The following is an 18,973-nucleotide window of genomic DNA, read 5'->3' on the forward strand; positions in this document are numbered from 1 at the left end:
CGCACAAACGTTTACCAAAGTGGATGCTAAAGAAATAGTAGATTCTTTTCTTGTTATCTACCCGATATCGTAGAAGTTTTTTAGTCAACAGGCGATGAGAACTAAACGCTTTAGCTTGTAATCTTGTCCTTCATTATCCGAGTCGTTATGCTTGTTTCTACTTATTGATTTTTGGCGCTATTTTCATGGATGCAAGATCTAAAAACTACCTTAACCAATACCTTTCATTGCTTTCCGTTCAGCAAAGAGAAGCCATACCATCGGTAAGTGCTGACTATTATTGTGCGGACGAATTTAACGCGAATACATGTGCAGAGTTGGTTCGTACAGGACAAAAAACTGCATCATGCAGTATGGAGCTTTGGTACAGCGAACACGGAGAGGTAATGCCTGAAGTCGGGCACTTACAAGTTGTGACAAATTGGGATGGGGAGCCCGTCTGCGTGATTGAGATTACCGATGTGCGCACTTGCCCCTACAATGAAGTGAGAGAAGATTTTGCTCAGGCAGAAGGAGAGGGAGATAGTAGTTTACTATGGTGGCGTGAAGCCCATACCAGGTTTTTCCGGGCGGAGTGTGATGAACTGGGTATTGATTGGCATGAGCAGCGCTTATTAGTGCTTGAAAGGTTTAAAGTCGTCTATCCGTTGGGATAAAAATAATGAAAACAGCGCCTGCTCAGGCGCTGTTTTCATTAATAAGAAGTTAAAGTTGCTTTTCTATTGGCAGTATACCTGCGAACCAGGAACCGAATCTGCGCAGCATTCCGGCTTCCGGCTCGGAGTGGTATATCTGTCCGGTTTTACTGTCAGTCCAGATAATGTCATCGTCTTCGAGGCTGAGGCGGTAGCCATTGTTATTCAGTGCTTCAGGTAAGGTTGCGAGAAAACTTTGCACATATTCAGGCTGTTCTATGACCACTGCCATCTCGGTGTTAAGTTTTGCTGAACGCGGATCCCAGTTCATGGAGCCGACAAAAAGGGTTTTATTATCTATCATCATCGCTTTGGCATGTAAACTGGCCTTGCTGCTGCCTGTTAGGCTCCATTTACTCTTTAGTTTCGCGCTCGCTTTCATTTCCCATATTTCTATACCGGATTCGAGCAGCGCTTTCCTGTATTTTGAGTACCAACCGTGAACGGCAAAGACATCATTAGATGCCAGACTGTTGGTGATGATCGTGATGTCGATACCTCTTCTGGCAGCTTTGATAAGCGCTTTTGTCCCTGCCTCAGTTGGAACGAAATAGGGCGAAATAAGCACGAATGAGTGCTCTACATTGCTAAATAGCTCGGATAAGTTGCCCACTAGCTGACTCTCATGTGTCGCTATTTTATCTGGTAAGTCGAACCATACTTCACCTTTGCCCCAATAAAGGTTGAGCTTGTTCTTAGCTATCTCTTGGTACAACTCCAGATCTGTGAAGTCGTAACGACCTTTAGAGAATTTCTCCTCTAGTTTCAGTTCATGGACGCGTTGGTTAATATCTGCATCTGTGACTTGATCTGCATCCGGGAAGATCCACTCCATTGGCACGGCGTAAATGCTGTTCCAGTAAAGGTCAAACTGGTCGGCAGTTTGTTGCACAGCTTCTCCGTAGAGTAACAGGTCGAAGTCACCAAAAGAGACAGTAGACTCATAAGAGAAGTACTCGTTGCCAATGTTTCTCCCACCAACAACAGCCGCAACGCTGTCGGCGATTAAAGATTTGTTGTGCATACGGCGATTCAGCCTGTCGAAATTCGTCGCGAATCCGAATAATCGTGCAGAACGGTACTGGTGAGGGTTGAACAAGCGGATTTCGATGTTTGGATGCGTGTTAATTGCAGCCATGACGTTATCGTTACGTTTTTGCATGTCATCAAGCAGCACACGTATTCGGACGCCCCGCTTGGCTGCTTCATACAAACGCCAGGTGAGGAACGTACTGGTTTCGTCGCCGCGATAGATATAGTACTGAAGATCTAAGCTTTTTTGTGCGGACTCTATCAGCGAGGTTCGGGCGAGGAACGCATCATGCCCCTGGTTGAGGGGATAAAATCCGGTATCTGTGGTCGGGTCTTTTCCATAAGCTTCAAAGTACAGCGAAATTGCCGAGTCTGTCTGGTAGCCGTACTGGAACGTAGTGGATTTCTCACTAGGATCCCTGTACTCGATTGAAGAGCAGGCAGGCAGACAAGCAAACATGCAAGTCAGAATGAGCTTTGTAAACATATGGTGCAATGAGCATATCCTTGTATTACAGATAGTTACTTATAGAGTATAGACCTAAGTAACTGGTTGTGGTGCAGTTTTCAAAGTTTAGGAGCCAGTGTTGCACCAAGAAGTTCGTGTTGTGAGAGCGGCGTACCGAGATCAGGTATTTTGGGAAGTTTTGTCCTCGGGATTTCTTTGTTCTAGCTCTAGTTTTTAGGCGAACATTATCATTTATTTAATTAATGCTTTTACTCTAATTGGTTGGAATCACTAAGATATAGCGATTCTAACCAATACATAACTACCCCAGTAAACTTACCATCATTAACTTATTGAAATGAAAGAGTTTAGTTTGTGGCATGTTGTTTGCGTGTAAAAAGTGGAAGTAAAGTAACGCTACTTGCGAAGTGAGTTAAACATTTGTTAATTTTATGAGCTTTTCAGGATAATTCTTCGCGGTTTATGGTCGTAATTATCCGTAAGCGTTGCTTTCTAACTTAGCCCAAGTAGCGATCATGGCTTAGCCGCTTTTGTTATTTGGCGAAGAACACAATGGTCTATTTCAGATGCAATACCAATCTGGATAAGTGGATTACCTATAAATTATTCAGATTGGGATAACTACCTCACCGTTTGCTCATGGAAGTAACGGCCGGACTGATGGAACTTGATGCCTCAACAGTGGCTTTGAGTACCGGTAGTCAGCCGTGAGAAAAACAGTGAATAAAAAAATAAAAAGGATTTTTTGATGTTATCAAAACCCGTGTTACGTTGGCTTTTACCGTTTGTTGTTGCTGGTGGCTCTTATGCCGGGTACGCTGCAATAGCAGCGACAGCACCAGAAAAAGAGTCGGTCAAAGACCCAATCACAGAACCTACCGTTCAAGCCTCTTCTCTATTTCCTACCGATCATAAAGTGGTAATTACCAGCCACGGTGAATTGGTTCCTTTTGAGAAAACACATCTTTCTGCGCAAGTTAGTGGTGAAGTTATTAGCTGGCATGAGAACTTTGTTACCGGTGGTATTGTTAAGCGTGGTGAAGTGTTATTCACCATTGAAAGTGATAACTACGAAGCTGCGGTACTCCAGGCGGAAGCCGCATTGGCCAGTGCTCGTGCTGAACTGATCGAGGAACAAGCAAAAGCGGAAGTTGCCAAGCGTCAGGCAAAGAAGTTAAGTGATAAGCAAGTCACTGATTTGTACCTGCGTAAACCGCATGTGCTGAGTGCCCAGGCGCAAGTAAAGTCCGCTCAGGCAGCTCTGAAACGCGCCAAACGTGATCTGGAAAACTGCAAAGTGGTTGCTCCGTATGATGCGCTGGTTGTGGAACGCGATATCGGTGTTGGCCAGTACATCACGTCCGGCTCTCGCGTCGCCACTCTTAACAATATAGAAGTCGCAGAAATTCATGTCCCAATAGCGGGTTTTGATAGTGCATTTTTGCCGCAATCTATGCAAGACCTTAAAGCAACCGTGACTCAGCAAGGCATTCTGTCAACAACTCGCGAAGGTAAAGTCGTTCGCGACCTGGGGATGATTGATAGCGCGACCCGAATGATCAACATGGTCATTCAGGTTGAAGATCCTTACGGCATCGATCAAGAGAAACCGCCAATCAAGTTTGGCTCTTTTGTTGAAGTCAGCTTTGTTGGTAAGGAGCTCAAACACATTTATCGTCTCCCTCAGGAGCTGGTTAAAAACCGCACTGTCTGGGTGGTGAATGATGACAATGAACTACAGCCACGAACGGTGACAGTACTTCGGGCTGAAGGTGAGTTCATGCTGGTGGCCGATGGTCTAGAGCAGAGTGACAAACTGGTTCTGACTCTGCCTGAATACCCGCAAAAAGGCATGGCGGTGCAAATCGCAAAAAAGAGTGACGACTCCGAAACCGTCGTACAGTAAGTAGGAGTTAGTCATGGAAGATACTAATCAAAAGGGCTTAATTGCTTATTTTGCTAATAACCCTGTAGCCGCAAACCTGCTGATGGTGTTCATCATCATCATGGGTATCGTGAGCTACCTGTTTATTCAAAGGCAGATGTTTCCTAACGTTGAAGTAAACTACATTGACGTACGAGCAACCTACCCAGGAGCATCGCCGCAAGAAATAGAAGAAAGCATCCTGGTTAAAGTCGAAGAGTCGATCAAAGACGTTACCGGGCTCAAAAAAGTCGTTTCGCGAGCCTCCCGTGGTAGTGCATATGTCTCCATCGAAGTGGATGTGAATGCTGACATTAAACGAGTTCTCGATGATGTTAACCAGCGTATTGATACGTTATCTAATTTGCCTGCGGGCATGGAGCCAATCAACGTCTATCAGGTTGAGTGGCGTCAGGACGTTATCGAAATGGGGCTTGTTGGCGACAGGCCACTAGAAGAGCTGAAACCGATTGCCAAGCAAATTGAAGATGAGCTTCTGCAGTTAAAAAACGTCATGCTGGTGTATTTGAGTGCGCCTGAAGAAGAGATCGCGATTGAAGTCGATCCTCTTGTTCTTCGTAAGTATGATCTTACTTTAAATGATGTCAGCGATGCTATTCGTCGTTACTCCGCGAACTATTCTGCCGGTGAAGTAAAAACAAATTCCGGAATGATTGCGGTACGCATTGAGAACCAGTATTACCACGGAGATGAGTTCAGAAATATTCCAGTAAAGCTTGGTGCTAACGGCGCAAAAGTTTTGCTGCAGGATATAGCGACTATTAAAGATGGTTTTACCGAACAAGAGCGTTACTTTGAGTACTCTGGACAAAACGCAATTTACATGTCGGTAGAAGCGACGCGCGACCAAAATATTATTCCCGTCGCGGAGTCAGTTCATAAGTACATTGAAGCAAAAAACAAAACATTACCGAGTGATGTTCAGCTCAAGGTTCTGGTGGACATGACTTATTACCTGAATGGCCGCCTGGACATGATGCTGAAAAACCTGTTACAGGGTGCTGCGCTGGTCGCCATCATGTTGACGATCTTCTTACGGTTCCGATTGGCTATGTGGGTAATGATTGGTTTACCGGTCTGTTTCCTCGGCGCGGTAATGCTCATGCCTGCTTTGGGAATCACAGTGAACATCGTTTCGCTATTCGCCTTTATTATGGTGCTGGGTATCGTCGTTGATGATGCCATTGTCATGGGTGAAAGTGCTTACAGCGAAATAGAAGAAAAAGGCGGTGGTGTCGACAACGTTGTTCGTGGCGTCAAGCGCGTAGCAACACCAGCAACATTTGGTGTGTTGACGACCATTGCTGTATTTGCTCCTTTCTTACTTTCTAGTGGTATTGATAGTGCATTCTTCTACGGTATCGCGGGCGTCGTGATTTTATGTTTAATCTTCAGTCTGATTGAATCGAAGTTAATCCTTCCTGCTCACCTTGCACATACCAACTTTAAACCAATCAAGCCTGGTGGCTGGCGTGATCGCTTTAATCAACGCTTTTTTGGTTTCGTAAATGGCACGTATCGTAACTTAGTAACCAAGTGTACACACTGGCGCTGGACTGTTTTCGCCGTATTCTGTGGTTTACTGGCTATCAGCGCGGCTTTGGTTAACTCGAACTATGTTCGCGTTATCCCGAACCCGAAAGTACCGACGGATTACCCGGCTATCACCATTGAAATGAATGATACCGTATCGAGCGAACAAACCATTGAAGCACTCAAAACTATTGAGCGCGTAATGCAGGAAGTCGAATCTCAAACCATTGAAGAGCATGGTCAGGGAATGATTCGCGACGTGCTTTCTTACAACCGAAGCCGTACCGAAGGTCGCGTGTTGGTTCCTCTAGTCGATGAGGATCTGCGTCCTTTCAATACCTTTGAACTTGCACGACGCTGGCGTGAAGCTATGCCGACTATTCCCGGGATGAAGAGCATTAAGATTCGCGAACAAAGCGCGGGTGGCGGTGACAGGGACGAGTTCGGCTATCTACTATTTGGCTCAAATATCAATGAGCTGAATGAAGCAGGCCGTTACCTGATTGATCGCTTACAGCAGCAGGAAGGTCTTTACGATATATCCTCTTCCATTGACTCTGGTAGCAAAGAAGTACTTCTGTCCCTTGCACCTGTAGCTTACGATCTCGGTTTGGATCTCACCATGATTGCGCAGCAAGTCGGCGGCAGTTTTTATGGCGGGGAAGCACAGCGTATTATCCGTGACGGTGAAGAAATTAAGGTTATGGTGCGTTATCCTCAGCTAACGCGTGAAGCTTTCTCATCTCTGCGCTATGCCGTAATTACAACGCCAGCGGGCAAGAAAGTTATGCTGGGTGATGTTGTGCAGATCAATGAGCAACCAGGTGTGAGCACCATTCGCCGTGAGGGTGGTTATCAAACCGTGTATGTATACGGTTCTATTGACGAAGAGCTTATCGAGCCAGAAGAAGTGGTGAAAATCATTGATGATAGCATCTTGCCTGATATGAAGACGCAGTATCCAAGTGTTAAGACTGAGCTAGGTGGTGATATTGAAGAACAAGCCGCTCAGCGTAACGAACAGATTCTGTTCTTTATTGCCGGTATGATCATCGTTTACATCCTGCTCGCGGTTCCTCTGAAGAGTTACACACAGCCATTGATTGTGATGTCCGTAATTCCATTCAGCTTAACTGGCGCGATTTGGGGGCATTTCTGGCTGGGGTTAGACATCAGTATGATGTCGACATTTGGTCTTATTGCTGCTGCGGGCGTGGTCATCAATGACTCGCTTGTTATGACAGACTATGTAAACCAAGTCAGAGAAAAAGGTATGGGCATCAAGCAAGCGGTTGTTGAGGCCGGGTGCGCGCGCTTCCGAGCGATTACCCTAACATCAATTACTACGTTTGCTGGCGTTCTGCCGATTATGTTTGAGACAAGTTTACAGGCTCGCTTCGTTATTCCGATGGCGGTGGCTTTAGGCTTTGCTGTTTTGTATGCGACGGTACTGACGTTAGTCTTAGTCCCATGCCTGTACTTGATGCTTGAGGATATTAAGAATATTTTCAGAGCGATAAAACGTTTCTTCGCTCGTTTTATCGGTCGGTTCAGAAAGCAGAGTGAGGGAACTGAAGTTTGTGTAAATGCATCGAACTAAAGTAGATATAACCTGAGTTTAAAAAGCAGCCTTTCGGCTGCTTTTTTTGTTCGAACGGGAAGCAACAGTAAAAGTTAATTAGAGGCTACCTGACACATAATTTCTTCGAATAATATGAGGAGATAAATAGCTTTGGTTAATTTAACACTCAGTGTGCGAAATTTACCTCTGACTTGCTTATAAAGAAAATGCCCATCCACATAAGTTATTGATTATAAAAGAATTAAAACTTGGCATCCTACGTGCAATATATAAAGCGTACCCTAACTAAACTGCTAATCGTCAAGGAGCTTGCTATGAAAAGCGTATTTCTTTCTACTCTGGGTCTTATTGCTGTAATGTCATCACCAATCGCTGCTGCTAACACTTTAGACAAGGAAGAGTGGAGCTCAGATTTACGTCAGGATTTTTCTGAGATGAAGCAAGAAGCGATAATAGATATTCAGCAGATGAACATAGATGATATCGAAGCGCAAGACGCACGAATCGTGAAACGTATAAAAGAAGAACAGGCACAACTGGTAAAGATCCTGTGTCAAAAAACAAATGTGACTAAATCATAACGCCTGATTCACTTCTAAAACGAGAGCGGCGCTAGTTAGCAGTCGGCGTTGCCTTTGTTACTCTACTTGCCAGCTTTAGTAGCTGGCTTTTTTGTGTCCGTTTGAAAATTTCAGACAGAAAAATGCCCACAAAGAACTACCTTTGTGGGCGAAATAAAGGGCACCAAATTGGGTGTCTATTCATTATGGAGATGGTCGAATATCCTTATCAAACTGACAATAGCTTGGTGAGAGGCTTACCACCAGCGCGACCAACTGAGCTAAAGTTAACATTGCTGTAACGATTGTGAAAATGTTAATTTTTCAATCAATGATTTCATTATTGTTACTTTTCAATGTCATTTTGTTGCAGATGTGTTTTGCGTGTGCGGGAAATATGTTTTTAAAAGCCTACTAAGTACCATTCCAGCACTACCCAATTTTTAATACTTAGATATGAGAAACTGACCTGCCACATACGGCATTTTGAATCTTTTTTATTGCGGAAAATGGATGAGGTGCATTCGGATTTGTTGTGTTTACCTATAGTAAACCGAGGGGAAAACGTCAGGTTTTTTTACATTAAATCAAAGAGTTAAGTATAACTATTTGATTTTATTTGGTTTATTTGTTGGTGTAATTCTTGCTTTTATATGGATGAATGATCATGGTGTGATTATTCTTTGTTTGTTAAGGAGTTACATTAATGATAAAAAAACTTTTGGTTGTATCTATTCTTGGTTCCTCTGCTTTATTTGCTACTCAAACAAATGCTGGTCTTGTTATTGATAAAATAGCCGATGCAGTACCTTACTATTCACTAACGAGTGTCATCTCAGGAACCTATAGCAATACACAGGTAACGAATACCGATAATATCTTTGGCTGGACAGGAGCGAACGTACGATTCGATTCTACTAATACTGGTCCATACAATCTTTCCTTTACCTACCTTGGTTCTGAATCGAGTAAATACAACTTTTTATTCGAATATGAATCACCTTTAATCGACAACCCTATAGTGTTGAGTGAATCTAATAGCATTGGAGATAGTGTTACCGAAACGTTCTATCACAATGATGAAGAGTATTTACCATTTGGCTTCGGTTGTGACCTCTTCTGCGGGGTGTTTAATGGGTATAACGCTGATGTTGAGGAAAACTTTTTCTTAGGCTTCGATGTGAACGACTTAAGCACTGCTTACCTGTTCTTTAATGATGGCGGCGCTGGCGAAGACGCAGATTTCGATGACTTTGTTGTTGCTGTCACGGTTGAAGGCCAGGGTACAAACCCGTTTGGTTTCGAATCGCCAGTTGCGGTGCCAGAACCTTCCTCGCTGGCAATATTAGGCTTTGGGTTGTTCGGTGCAGGGTTGTTACGTCGCAGGCAAAGTAAGAAGTATTCAGACTAACTTACAGGCTTTACTCCCGATACACTTTCTCACCTTAACTAAAAAGAGCAGCTTTTATCGTTGCTCTTTTACAGTCTTCTCCATAACGGTCAATAACTCTTAATTAATCCCAACTTAGCACCGTCCAGTTTGGCTGATTCGAATGCTCTTTCAAGCGGGGGCATGGGTTGACCAAATAGGCAAAGTCCGCGCGCTGGCAGAGCGGTAAATCATTGATGGAATCAGTATAGAAATGGATTTCTGAGTATGATTCTGGCTGTGCCTCTAACCATTGTTGCAGTCTGGTGACCTTTCCTTCTCTGTAGCTTGGAATCCCGGAGATTTCAGCACTGTAACTACCTTGTTGTTCAACTAAGTCGATCCCGAGGGCCGTTGGAATTCCAAGACGTTGACCAACTGCTTCAACTAAGAAAGTCACGCTAGCGGAAATGATCACCATATCGATGCCATCGCGAGTGAGTTGCTCAATCAAAGTTATGGATTGCCTAAATTGTTTAGGAAGAATTTGCTTGTCTACACATTCCGTAACCAGTGTTTTTACTTGCTCAACAGGAATGTCAGACAGCGGCGCCATAGAAAACGTAAGGTAATCTTCCATATCCATTTTGCCTTCAGCATAGAGTTTCATCAGACGTTGGTCTTCTTCAATGAAGTTAGGCTCCGTTGCTATGCCTTTCTCCACCAAAAATTCATTCCAAATCATCGCGCAGTCAGCGTTGATTAAGGTTTCATCCATATCAAACACGTACAAAGGTTTGGACATTTTATGCTCTCACTGATTGAATTTTATTTATGTCAAAGAGTAGCTTGAGGTGTCTGCTACTCCTTTGATAGTGACCCAGAATTACATTAATGCAAAGCTCGTAGTTCGGCTTTTCTTCTGAGACCGGCCTCATGATATCTTAGGAGAGGAATATGACAATTTAGAGTAGACAATTAGAAACGGAGAAGTAAGAAACTCCCGATAATGGATATACCATTACCGAGAGTCATAGTTCGAGTGACTATACTAAGCCCTGATCTTTTGCCATCTGTTTCGCTATATTTGGCGCTTTCCAAATACTTGGTAAGATGATTAAAGACACTGGTACAGCGGTAATTACGATAAACGATTGCAAGGCAGAAATACCACCTGAACCCATTGAGATGAGCGCAATAGCAACGACACCCATCATTAATCCCCAGAAGGTGCGAATTACTGCGTTGGGTTCCGTAGAGCCAGTCATGACCACACTGATAGTGTACGTCATCGAGTCTCCGGTAGTGACAATGAAGGTTGTAGTTAAGATCAGGAAAAACACTGAAATAACCATCGGGAATGGCAGTTCCGAGGTGATTGCAAGCAATACCGCCGGGAGATTAAAACCTTCAAAGGCGGATGAAATTAAGCCAGGATTATCCAGCTCAAATGACAGACCACTCCCGCCAACAATGCTAAACCAAAAACAGGTAATGAGAGGAGCAGCGATACTAATAGACATAATCAGCTGGCGGATTGTTCGACCGCGAGAAATACGTGCGATAAAGATCGCCATCATTGGACCATAACCAATGAACCAACCCCAGAAGAACACCGTCCACCAGCTAAGCCAGTCTGTATCACCACGGTAAAGTGCCATTGGTATAAAGTTATCGACCATGCGGCCAACACCCTGAATATAGCCGTCAATGATAAAGCTAGTTGGACCAACAACCAAAATGTACCCAATCAAAAGTACGGCTAGCACAATGTTATAGCGGCTGACTATTTGAATACCTTTACTTACACCACTAAGAGCTGAAAGGGTATACAGTAAAATTGCTGCAACAATAACGCCGCTTTGAGTAACAAAGGTATCTGGTAATCCAAACAGGGAATTCAGTGCGTAGCTGATTTGCAGACCAAGAAAACCGATAGGGCCAATTGTGCCTGCTGCGACTGCGAGGATACTGCAAGCATCCGCGATGTGACCAATCCAGCCATTGATGGCCTTATCACCAAAAACAGGGTAAAGCAGAGTGCGCGGCTTTAGGGGAAGGCCTTTGTCATAGTGAAGGTGCATTAATACTATTGAAGACAGACCACCAAGGATGGCCCAGGCTAAGAATCCCCAGTGCATAAAAGACTGAGATAAGGCATTGATTGCTAGTTTTTTTGCTGGAGCTTCTCCAAAGAGTGGTGGAGCAGTAACAAAGTGAGCAATAGGCTCTGCTGCTGCCCAGAAGACACCACCACCGGCAAGTAGGGTACAGAGGACGATTGATAACCACTTGAAGTTATCAATATCAGGTTCTGCTAGGCGACCTAAACGAACGTGACCAGTTCGTCCAAAGGCCAAAGCCAAACCAATAAGGAAATTGAGAAGAAGTAATACTTGCCAGTATGAGCCAAAATATTTTGTGGCAAAACTGAAGCCAGTGTTAACCATTGCGGTCAGAGAGTTGGTATTTGTGAGAGCAAGCAGGACGAACAGGGTCAGTAAACTACCACTTAACCAAAATACGGGGTTAGCCAGTTCGAGTCGCTTTACTAGAGATGGAGGGTGAATTGCAGCATAGTCTGCTTCCTGAATAGGAGCATGAGAGACGGTATTCGTCATATTCGACATAAGTACTTCGCTTTTTAGGGCTCGAAAGCCGTGTATTTCCCTAACATCAAATCAGTGAAAAGTGTGAGGGTGTTCAAAAAACCGGTGATACTAACACGTCGAGAAAACGAATATAACCTTAGATTCAGAGCCTCTGTTTTCTTCTTAATCAAACTCTTGATTTACAGTAGATGAGAAGGCGAAGCTATAGCGTAAACAGGAGTGATTACTGCACATTCATGCTCATCGCGTGGAGCCATTTAAGGGTTACTTAAGTTTTCGATGAATACGATACCCAAAAACATAGCCAATATAGAACATTGCTGTAAGAGTAATTAACGCAACAGCATAAGAAAGAACTTTGTTCAGCCCGAGTCCAAAAGCGAAGATGAAAGCAATCCCGTTGATGGCTTCTACGGGAAATTGATACCACGCAGTATGGACGGAAGATCCAAAAAGCAGCAATGTAATGAGTAAAAAGATCATGCCGCCTAGTAAGCCGAACCATCTGCTATTGTTCATTTTTAATCTCAAGTGTTACCTAAGTAACGTAACAAAATATTTCAAAATAGAGATTATATACCTAAATGACTTCGAGACGCCCGTGTTTTGGACGTTTAGAAAGTCGTAGGATTCAATAAATATTTTTGCTTTTAAAGATTAATTAATTTTTCTTTTAATTGTTTAATTATTAACTAATTATGCACCCGAATCCCAGCGCGTCGCTGGACTGGTTTGGACTACATACCATGAAATTTATCATCAAAGGATTGGGGCTGAGTGCACTTGTTCTCAGCATGTTTTCTCATGCAGAAAGCAAAACATTGAACGTTTATGCATGGGGCGGCTATTTGCCGGAAGCGTCATTAAAAGCATTTGAGAAACAAGAAGGTGTGACGGTTAACTATTCGACCTTTGAGAATAATGAATCAATGTACACCAAGCTAAAACTAGTCAAAGGCACTGGTTATGACGTTGTGTTTGCTTCTGCCTATTTCATTGAAAAAATGGGAAGAGAAGGGTTACTTGCTCAGATCAACCATGCTCAGGTCTCAAACATGCAAGACACGATGCAAGGTTTGTTAGGGCAAGCTCACGATCCTAAAAATGACTACTCGCTGCCGTACATTTGGGGTGTTACCGGGATCAGTTACAACGAATCCATGGTAGAGCAACCAGTCACAAAATGGGCTGACTTATGGGATGCGCAGTACGAGCAACAAGTGATGTTAATTGATGATATTCGCGACGTGTTCGGTATGGCTTTGAAAATGAACGGTCATAGTGTGAACAGCAAAAATGAAGCGGAAATCAAACAGGCATATGAGTCGTTAGTGGCGTTGAAAAATAACGTATTGTTGTACAACTCTGATGCACCGCAAGTTCCATATGTGTCTGGCGAAACGTCTGCCGGAATGCAGTGGAACGGTAATGCTTTTCAAGGGCAGGTAGAAATGCCCGAGCTGAAGTTTGTCATGCCGGAAGAAGGTGCAGTGCTGTGGATGGATAACTTCACTATTCCGTCAGGCAGTAAAAATAAGGCGTTAGCGCATAAGTTTATTAACTTCATGTACCAGCCTGAAAATCAGGCTGAAATCGTTAACAGCCTTGGGTACGCTTCTGCAACCAATGCGGGACGTAATTTGTTGCCGGATGAACTGAAAAATAATCTGACTATTTTCCCTTCCGAAGACGATATGAGAAAAGGCGAGTTTATTAATGATGTCGGCGCTGAAACGTTGGCGATTTACGAGACTTACTGGCAACGACTACGAAATCAATAATGCCTTGTGGGAGCTGGACTCCGTTGGCTGGCTAATGTGCCAGTCAACGGCTAACTCAGATACCCGGCGTCAAGTGAATTACGAAGTTGTGTATTACTGCGAACTAGTCAACTCTTCAATGACCCAGTATTTAGAACCTGACACGTTTGCATCAAAAAGCAAACCTTTGGAGTTCAGTTGATAAACGGCGACATTGTTATTGATATGTGCAGCGAGCTCATCGGCTTGCTCCCCTGCAACCGCAGAGGCTTTACTGGAAGCGTCCCAGCCGTCACTAATGAAAGCGTCGAAATCTTCTTTATTCTCGAATAGGACGACCTGCTGGTAGAACTTGCCCCCAAGACCAAGTGCTACTCCCATGCCAAACATATTCATGTACGTGCGTTTTCCGGTCTCTTTATTGACAGCAACACCGGAGCCAGAATCAGCATGGAACAATAAAGATAGCGCTCGCGAGTCAAACACAGCATAACCATAGGCGCGATCATAGATTGCTTTGGATTCTGGTTGCTCGTTAAATAGTTTGAAAAGGGTACTGTCAGCCATTAAATCGACCGCTTGACGAGCCTCTTCCGGTGTATCGCCTTCCATTAGTTCATCAATTTTTTTGTCTGCAATATCAATCCATTCTTTACTTTTTTCAATACTCGCGTCTGTCCATTCACCAGCCGTGTTTATCGCTTCTTCTGACCAGTTCATGAAATCTTGCCAAGCTTGTTTGGAAAACGTTTTAGTGCTGTCCCATGCCTCTTGCGCACCTTCTGCAACCGCTTCTCCCAGCTCGGACATTTTTTCGGAAATCTTATCCCAGTCGGCGTGGGCGGGAGAGCTGAGGAACAGTAATGTAGTTAGGAGAGCAACTGGTTTTTTCATTAACTTCAATCTCTTGAGACATGGATGTCTTAACATTTTAGGTGAAATTGAGCAGAGGGAAAATTACATATCACTAAAGGTTGAGAATGTTGTCACGATTTGAATTAATATTGACATAAAGCTTTGTTGCTGAATACAAAAAGCCCCCAAATCTAGGTTTGAGGGCTTCTATTGATTCAGTTTCTAACGGGTTACTTGCTAACTTTACCTAACTGTAACCAGGTATCGATAACCGTGTCCGGGTTAAGAGATACAGAGCTGATGCCTTGCTCCATCAACCATTCCGCTAGGTCTTCATGGTCAGAAGGGCCCTGGCCACAAATGCCTACGTATTTACCTGCTTTGGTTGCTGCGTCGATCGCCATTTTCAGCATCACTTTGACGGCTGCGTTACGCTCATCAAACAGGTGAGCTACGTCGCCGGAGTCACGATCCAGACCAAGTGTAAGCTGAGTCATGTCGTTTGAGCCAATAGAGAAACCATCGAAGTACTTCAGGAACTCATCAGCCAAAACAGCGTTCGAAGGAAGTTCACACATCATGATGACTTTAAGACCCTGGTCGCCACGGCGCAGATCAAACTTAGCTAACAGATCGATAACCGACGCTGCTTCGCTTGGAGTACGAACGAATGGGATCATGATTTCTACGTTTTTCAGCCCCATTTCGTTACGAACGCGTTTGATTGCCTGAGTTTCCAGTTCGAAACAGTCTTCAAACACCGGTGAGATGTAACGAGATGCACCGCGGAAGCCCAGCATAGGGTTCTCTTCATGTGGTTCGTAAGCTTTTCCGCCAACCAAGTTACTGTATTCGTTCGACTTAAAGTCAGACATACGAACGATAACGCGTTTTGGCCAGAATGCAGAAGCGATAGTTGCGATACCTTCTGTCAGCTTACTTACGTAGAAGTCGATAGGATCTTTGTATCCACGGATGCGATCAGTGATTTCAGCTTTCAGCTCATCGCTTTGAGCGTCAAAGTTCAGTAGCGCTTTAGGGTGAATACCAATCATCTTGTTGATGATGAATTCAAGACGCGCAAGGCCAACACCTTCGTTCGGAATCTGAGCAAAGTCGAACGCGCGGTCTGGGTTACCGACGTTCATCATTACTTTAGTCGGCAGAAGTGGCAGCTCGTCTACTGAAGAACGTTTAACTTCAAACTCCAGATCGCCTTGGTAAACGTAACCCGTTTCACCTTCGGCGCAAGATACGGTTACTTCGATACCGTCTGTCAACTTGCTGGTGGCATCGCCACAGCCAACGATTGCTGGGATACCAAGCTCACGTGCGATGATCGCTGCGTGACAGGTACGGCCGCCACGGTTGGTTACGATAGCTGACGCTTTCTTCATTACTGGTTCCCAGTCCGGGTCAGTCATGTCGGTAACCAGAACGTCACCGTCTTGAACCAGTGACATTTGATCCAGAGAATCAACCAAACGTACTGTGCCTTTACCGATGCGCTGACCGATTGCACGACCTTCAATCAAAACGTCTGCTTTGTTGTTTAGCTCGTAACGCTCAATTACGTTCTTCTCGCTTTGAGAACATACCGTCTCTGGGCGTGCCTGAACGATGTAAAGCTTGCCGTCGATACCATCTTTCGCCCACTCAATGTCCATTGGACGCTGGTAGTGCTTCTCGATGATCATCGCTTGTTTTGCAAGCTCTTTAATTTCTTCGTCATTCAAAGAGAAGTGGTTACGTTCTTCATCTGACGTGTCAATAATGTCTACTTGTTTACCGATCTCTTGGTTGTTTGAGTAGATCATTTTGATCTGCTTAGATCCAAACGTTTTCTTAACGATCGGGTGCTCACCAGCCTCTAATAGTGGCTTATGAACGTAGAACTCGTCCGGGTTAACTGCGCCCTGAACAACCATCTCGCCCAGACCCCAAGAAGAAGTGATGAATACTACTTGGTCGAAGCCAGATTCTGTGTCCAGAGTGAACATAACACCAGAAGACGCTTTGTCTGAACGCACCATGCGCTGGATACCCGCTGAAAGCGAGATACCGCGGTGGTCGAAGCCTTGGTGTACACGGTATGAGATAGCACGGTCATTAAACAGAGAGGCATAAACGTGCTTAGTTGCTTCCAGTACAGCGTCAATACCTTTCACGTTAAGGAACGTTTCTTGCTGGCCTGCAAAGGATGCATCCGGAAGGTCTTCCGCTGTCGCAGAAGAGCGAACTGCGACTGAAAGTTCAGGGTTACCTTCAATCAGTTCTTGATAGTTTTCGCGGATGTCTTGTTCAAGATCTGCCGGGAAAGGGGCATCTAATACCCATTGACGGATGGCTGCACCTGTCTTACGCAGGGCTTCTACATCTTCGACATCCAGTTCATCGAGTAATTGGTGGATACGCTCATCTAATCCTTCGTGGTCAAGGAACTTATTGAACGCATAGGAAGTTGTCGCAAAACCGTTTGGAACCGAAACGCCAACGTTAGCCAGGTTAGAAACCATTTCACCAAGCGAAGCGTTCTTACCGCCGACTTTGTCGACATCATTCATGGATAGGCCATTGAACCAGAGGGTGTTCTTTTGCATGTCTTTCTCCAGAAACATTGCAGCTTTTGTAGGGGGACTTAAGTCAATCTAAACAAATGCTTACTCGTTATTGCTCGTTAAAAGTACTGCTGGCTTTTTTATAAATTGAGTAATCATATTAATGAGTTACAACAAACTATAATTGGCTATGAGCGACTTTTCCTGTGCAATTTTCGACTATTGATTTGTTCAGGTTGATTTCAAAGGCAATCGATTACGTTCCAGCCCAAAAAAACTCAACGAATTTTCAAAGCTGTGGTGAACCTAACTGAAAGCCAAATTGATTTATTAATATTATGTTTACCATCCTACTCAAATGATTTTGAAATATTAAACAAAAATGCAAACAAATACCCAAAGTCGTGATGTGTTCTATGTTTCTGATGGTACGGCAATAACATGTGAGACATTAGGCCATGTTGTTCTCGGTCAATTTCCGTTCACTCCTAATCAAAAAACCTTTCCTTTTGTTGAAACGCCGAGCAAAGCTTTGGATGTGGTCAGAGAAATTGATACTTCCTACCGCCGAAATGGGGTCAAACCTTTGGTGTTTTTCTCGATTGTTGTCCCAGAAGTCCGTGAAATGCTCTTAGCTGCACCAGCTTTCAGCTACGATGTGCTTGAAAGCATTGTACAAAAAGTTCAGGATGATACTCAGATGGCGCCAGTACCAAAGTTGCAACGTTCCCGTAGTGTGGGGCGGGACTCGGATACTTACTTCGATCGTATCGCTGCGATTGAATACACGCTGGCACATGATGATGGCATCACATTAAAAGGCTTAGATCAGGCCGATATCATCCTGCTTGGTGTATCGCGCAGTGGCAAAACCCCGACCAGTTTATACATGGCGATGCAGTTTGGTTTAAGAGTTGTGAACTATCCGTTTATTGCCGAAGACGTGAAAATGCTGCGTTTGCTGCCGGAGTTTGAAGTACACCGCCACAAGCTGTTTGGATTGACGATCACTCCGGAGCGTTTGAATGAAATTCGTGAGAACCGCTTATCGGGCAGTGATTACGCCAGTGAAGAGCAGTGCAAACTGGAACTGAATACGGTTGAATCCTTGTTCAGAAGAGAGGCGATTCCTTACATCAATACATCTTCGCTTTCGGTTGAGGAAATTTCGACACGCATTCTTGAAAGAGCAGGTATGAAGCGTCGCATGTTTTAAGTGTTAGCTGTTGACGCTGTTGCGTCAACGCTGTTGTGCTCGATCGTAGAGTGAGTGTTAGGGCTCTACGATCGAATTGGTCAGAGGAGCGATGCAGCCTAAGATTGTGCTTCCTGAAGTAACTCCTTCAAAACTCTTTTGTAGCTTTCCTGAGGATGCGCTCCGGTTAGTGCCGTTTTTCTATTGAAAATGACCGTTGGAACACTTGAGATACCCATTTGATACCACTGTGCCTCTGTGCTTCTTATCTTCTCTCGTATAGCGGTATCCGACAGTGCCTGCATTACTTCTTGTTTAAACATTCCGACTTTTTCTGCTTCGTCGAGCAGTGTATTCAAATCTGAAATATCTTTTCTTTCGCTAAAGAATGCGGAGAATAATCGCAGCTTAAGTTCCGTTTGTTTTCCTTGGTCGCGCGCTAAGTCAAGCAGGACATGTGCATCGAGCGTGTTAACCATTTTCATTTCATCAAAGTAGTTAAACTCAAACCCATACTTCGCACCTTGTTCAGTAATATTCGCTTGTGTCTTGTCACTGTCTTGTTTGGATGCACCATACTTGCGTGCAATGTGCTCGCGCAGCCCCTCTCCCTCTGCTGGCATATCTGGATTCAGTTCAAAAGGTTGCCACTCAATGTCAACTTTATCTTGTATGCCTAACTCATCAATAGCAGCCATGAGGTGTTTATAACCTATTACACACCATGGACAAACGACATCGGAGATAATGTCTAATTTAATTCTGTTGTTCATTCTTTACCTTAACCGGGAAAAGTCTCTCTACTAAA

Annotated in this window: 14 protein-coding genes; 7 read left to right on the plus strand and 7 right to left on the minus strand. The window is 44.2% G+C overall.

Annotation, left to right across the window (positions count from 1 at the left end):
- Positions 1-185: 185 nt before the first annotated feature.
- Positions 186-656, plus strand: a complete 471-nt coding sequence (locus KHN79_RS15220; RefSeq protein ID WP_182010220.1) for an ASCH domain-containing protein — start codon at positions 186-188, stop codon at positions 654-656.
- A 49-nt stretch (positions 657-705) separates the two neighbouring features.
- Here the strand turns inward: KHN79_RS15220 and KHN79_RS15225 are convergent, their stop codons facing one another.
- A complete protein-coding gene (locus KHN79_RS15225) occupies positions 706-2,214 on the minus strand; it encodes a phospholipase D family protein (RefSeq protein ID WP_182010309.1) in 1,509 nt (502 codons plus the stop codon).
- A 730-nt stretch (positions 2,215-2,944) separates the two neighbouring features.
- Between KHN79_RS15225 and KHN79_RS15230 the strand changes: the two genes are divergently transcribed.
- From KHN79_RS15230 to KHN79_RS15245, 4 genes are all read left to right on the plus strand, one after another.
- Positions 2,945-4,102: an efflux RND transporter periplasmic adaptor subunit gene (locus tag KHN79_RS15230; RefSeq protein ID WP_182010219.1), complete on the plus strand. Its 1,158-nt coding sequence runs from the start codon at positions 2,945-2,947 to the stop codon at positions 4,100-4,102.
- Positions 4,103-4,115: 13 nt separating this feature from the next.
- Positions 4,116-7,274, plus strand: a complete 3,159-nt coding sequence (locus tag KHN79_RS15235; RefSeq protein ID WP_182010218.1) for an efflux RND transporter permease subunit — start codon at positions 4,116-4,118, stop codon at positions 7,272-7,274.
- 296 nt (positions 7,275-7,570) lie between these two features.
- A complete protein-coding gene (locus KHN79_RS15240; RefSeq protein WP_182010217.1) occupies positions 7,571-7,837 on the plus strand; it encodes a hypothetical protein in 267 nt (88 codons plus the stop codon).
- Positions 7,838-8,522: 685 nt separating this feature from the next.
- The gene (locus tag KHN79_RS15245) at positions 8,523-9,227 is read left to right on the plus strand and encodes a PEP-CTERM sorting domain-containing protein (protein ID WP_182010216.1); all 705 of its coding nucleotides are present in this window, start codon (positions 8,523-8,525) and stop codon (positions 9,225-9,227) included.
- A 103-nt stretch (positions 9,228-9,330) separates the two neighbouring features.
- Here the strand turns inward: KHN79_RS15245 and KHN79_RS15250 are convergent, their stop codons facing one another.
- The 3 genes from KHN79_RS15250 to KHN79_RS15260 all read right to left on the minus strand — a co-directional run bounded on the left by KHN79_RS15250 (position 9,331) and on the right by KHN79_RS15260 (position 12,316).
- A complete protein-coding gene (locus tag KHN79_RS15250; protein WP_182010215.1) occupies positions 9,331-9,990 on the minus strand; it encodes an HAD family hydrolase in 660 nt (219 codons plus the stop codon).
- A 241-nt stretch (positions 9,991-10,231) separates the two neighbouring features.
- Positions 10,232-11,815, minus strand: coding sequence for a BCCT family transporter (locus KHN79_RS15255; RefSeq protein WP_182010214.1), 1,584 nt, complete (start codon positions 11,813-11,815; stop codon positions 10,232-10,234).
- A gap of 246 nt (positions 11,816-12,061) precedes the next feature.
- The gene (locus tag KHN79_RS15260; protein WP_182010213.1) at positions 12,062-12,316 is read right to left on the minus strand and encodes a hypothetical protein; all 255 of its coding nucleotides are present in this window, start codon (positions 12,314-12,316) and stop codon (positions 12,062-12,064) included.
- Between the two features lie 227 nt (positions 12,317-12,543).
- Here KHN79_RS15260 and KHN79_RS15265 point away from each other — a divergent pair, with 227 nt between their 5' ends.
- On the plus strand, positions 12,544-13,578 hold the full coding sequence (locus tag KHN79_RS15265; RefSeq protein ID WP_182010212.1) for a spermidine/putrescine ABC transporter substrate-binding protein: 1,035 nt from the start codon (positions 12,544-12,546) through the stop codon (positions 13,576-13,578).
- 93 nt (positions 13,579-13,671) lie between these two features.
- On the opposite strand, the gene KHN79_RS15270 is transcribed toward KHN79_RS15265, so the two are convergent.
- On the minus strand, positions 13,672-14,451 hold the full coding sequence (locus tag KHN79_RS15270; protein ID WP_182010211.1) for a hypothetical protein: 780 nt from the start codon (positions 14,449-14,451) through the stop codon (positions 13,672-13,674).
- Between the two features lie 191 nt (positions 14,452-14,642).
- Entirely contained in the window at positions 14,643-17,012 is a 2,370-nt protein-coding gene (gene ppsA, locus KHN79_RS15275) for a phosphoenolpyruvate synthase (protein WP_182010210.1), read from the minus strand.
- A gap of 340 nt (positions 17,013-17,352) precedes the next feature.
- Here ppsA and KHN79_RS15280 point away from each other — a divergent pair, with 340 nt between their 5' ends.
- Positions 17,353-18,186: a pyruvate, water dikinase regulatory protein gene (locus KHN79_RS15280; RefSeq protein WP_182010209.1), complete on the plus strand. Its 834-nt coding sequence runs from the start codon at positions 17,353-17,355 to the stop codon at positions 18,184-18,186.
- A 98-nt stretch (positions 18,187-18,284) separates the two neighbouring features.
- Here KHN79_RS15280 and KHN79_RS15285 read toward each other — a convergent pair whose 3' ends face one another.
- Positions 18,285-18,938 (minus strand): DsbA family oxidoreductase, encoded by a 654-nt coding sequence (locus KHN79_RS15285; RefSeq protein ID WP_182010208.1) that lies wholly within the window; start codon positions 18,936-18,938, stop codon positions 18,285-18,287.
- Between the last annotated feature and the right edge of the window lie 35 nt (positions 18,939-18,973).

This window comes from Vibrio sp. B1FLJ16, from assembly GCF_905175385.1.
Lineage (GTDB): Bacteria > Pseudomonadota > Gammaproteobacteria > Enterobacterales > Vibrionaceae > Vibrio.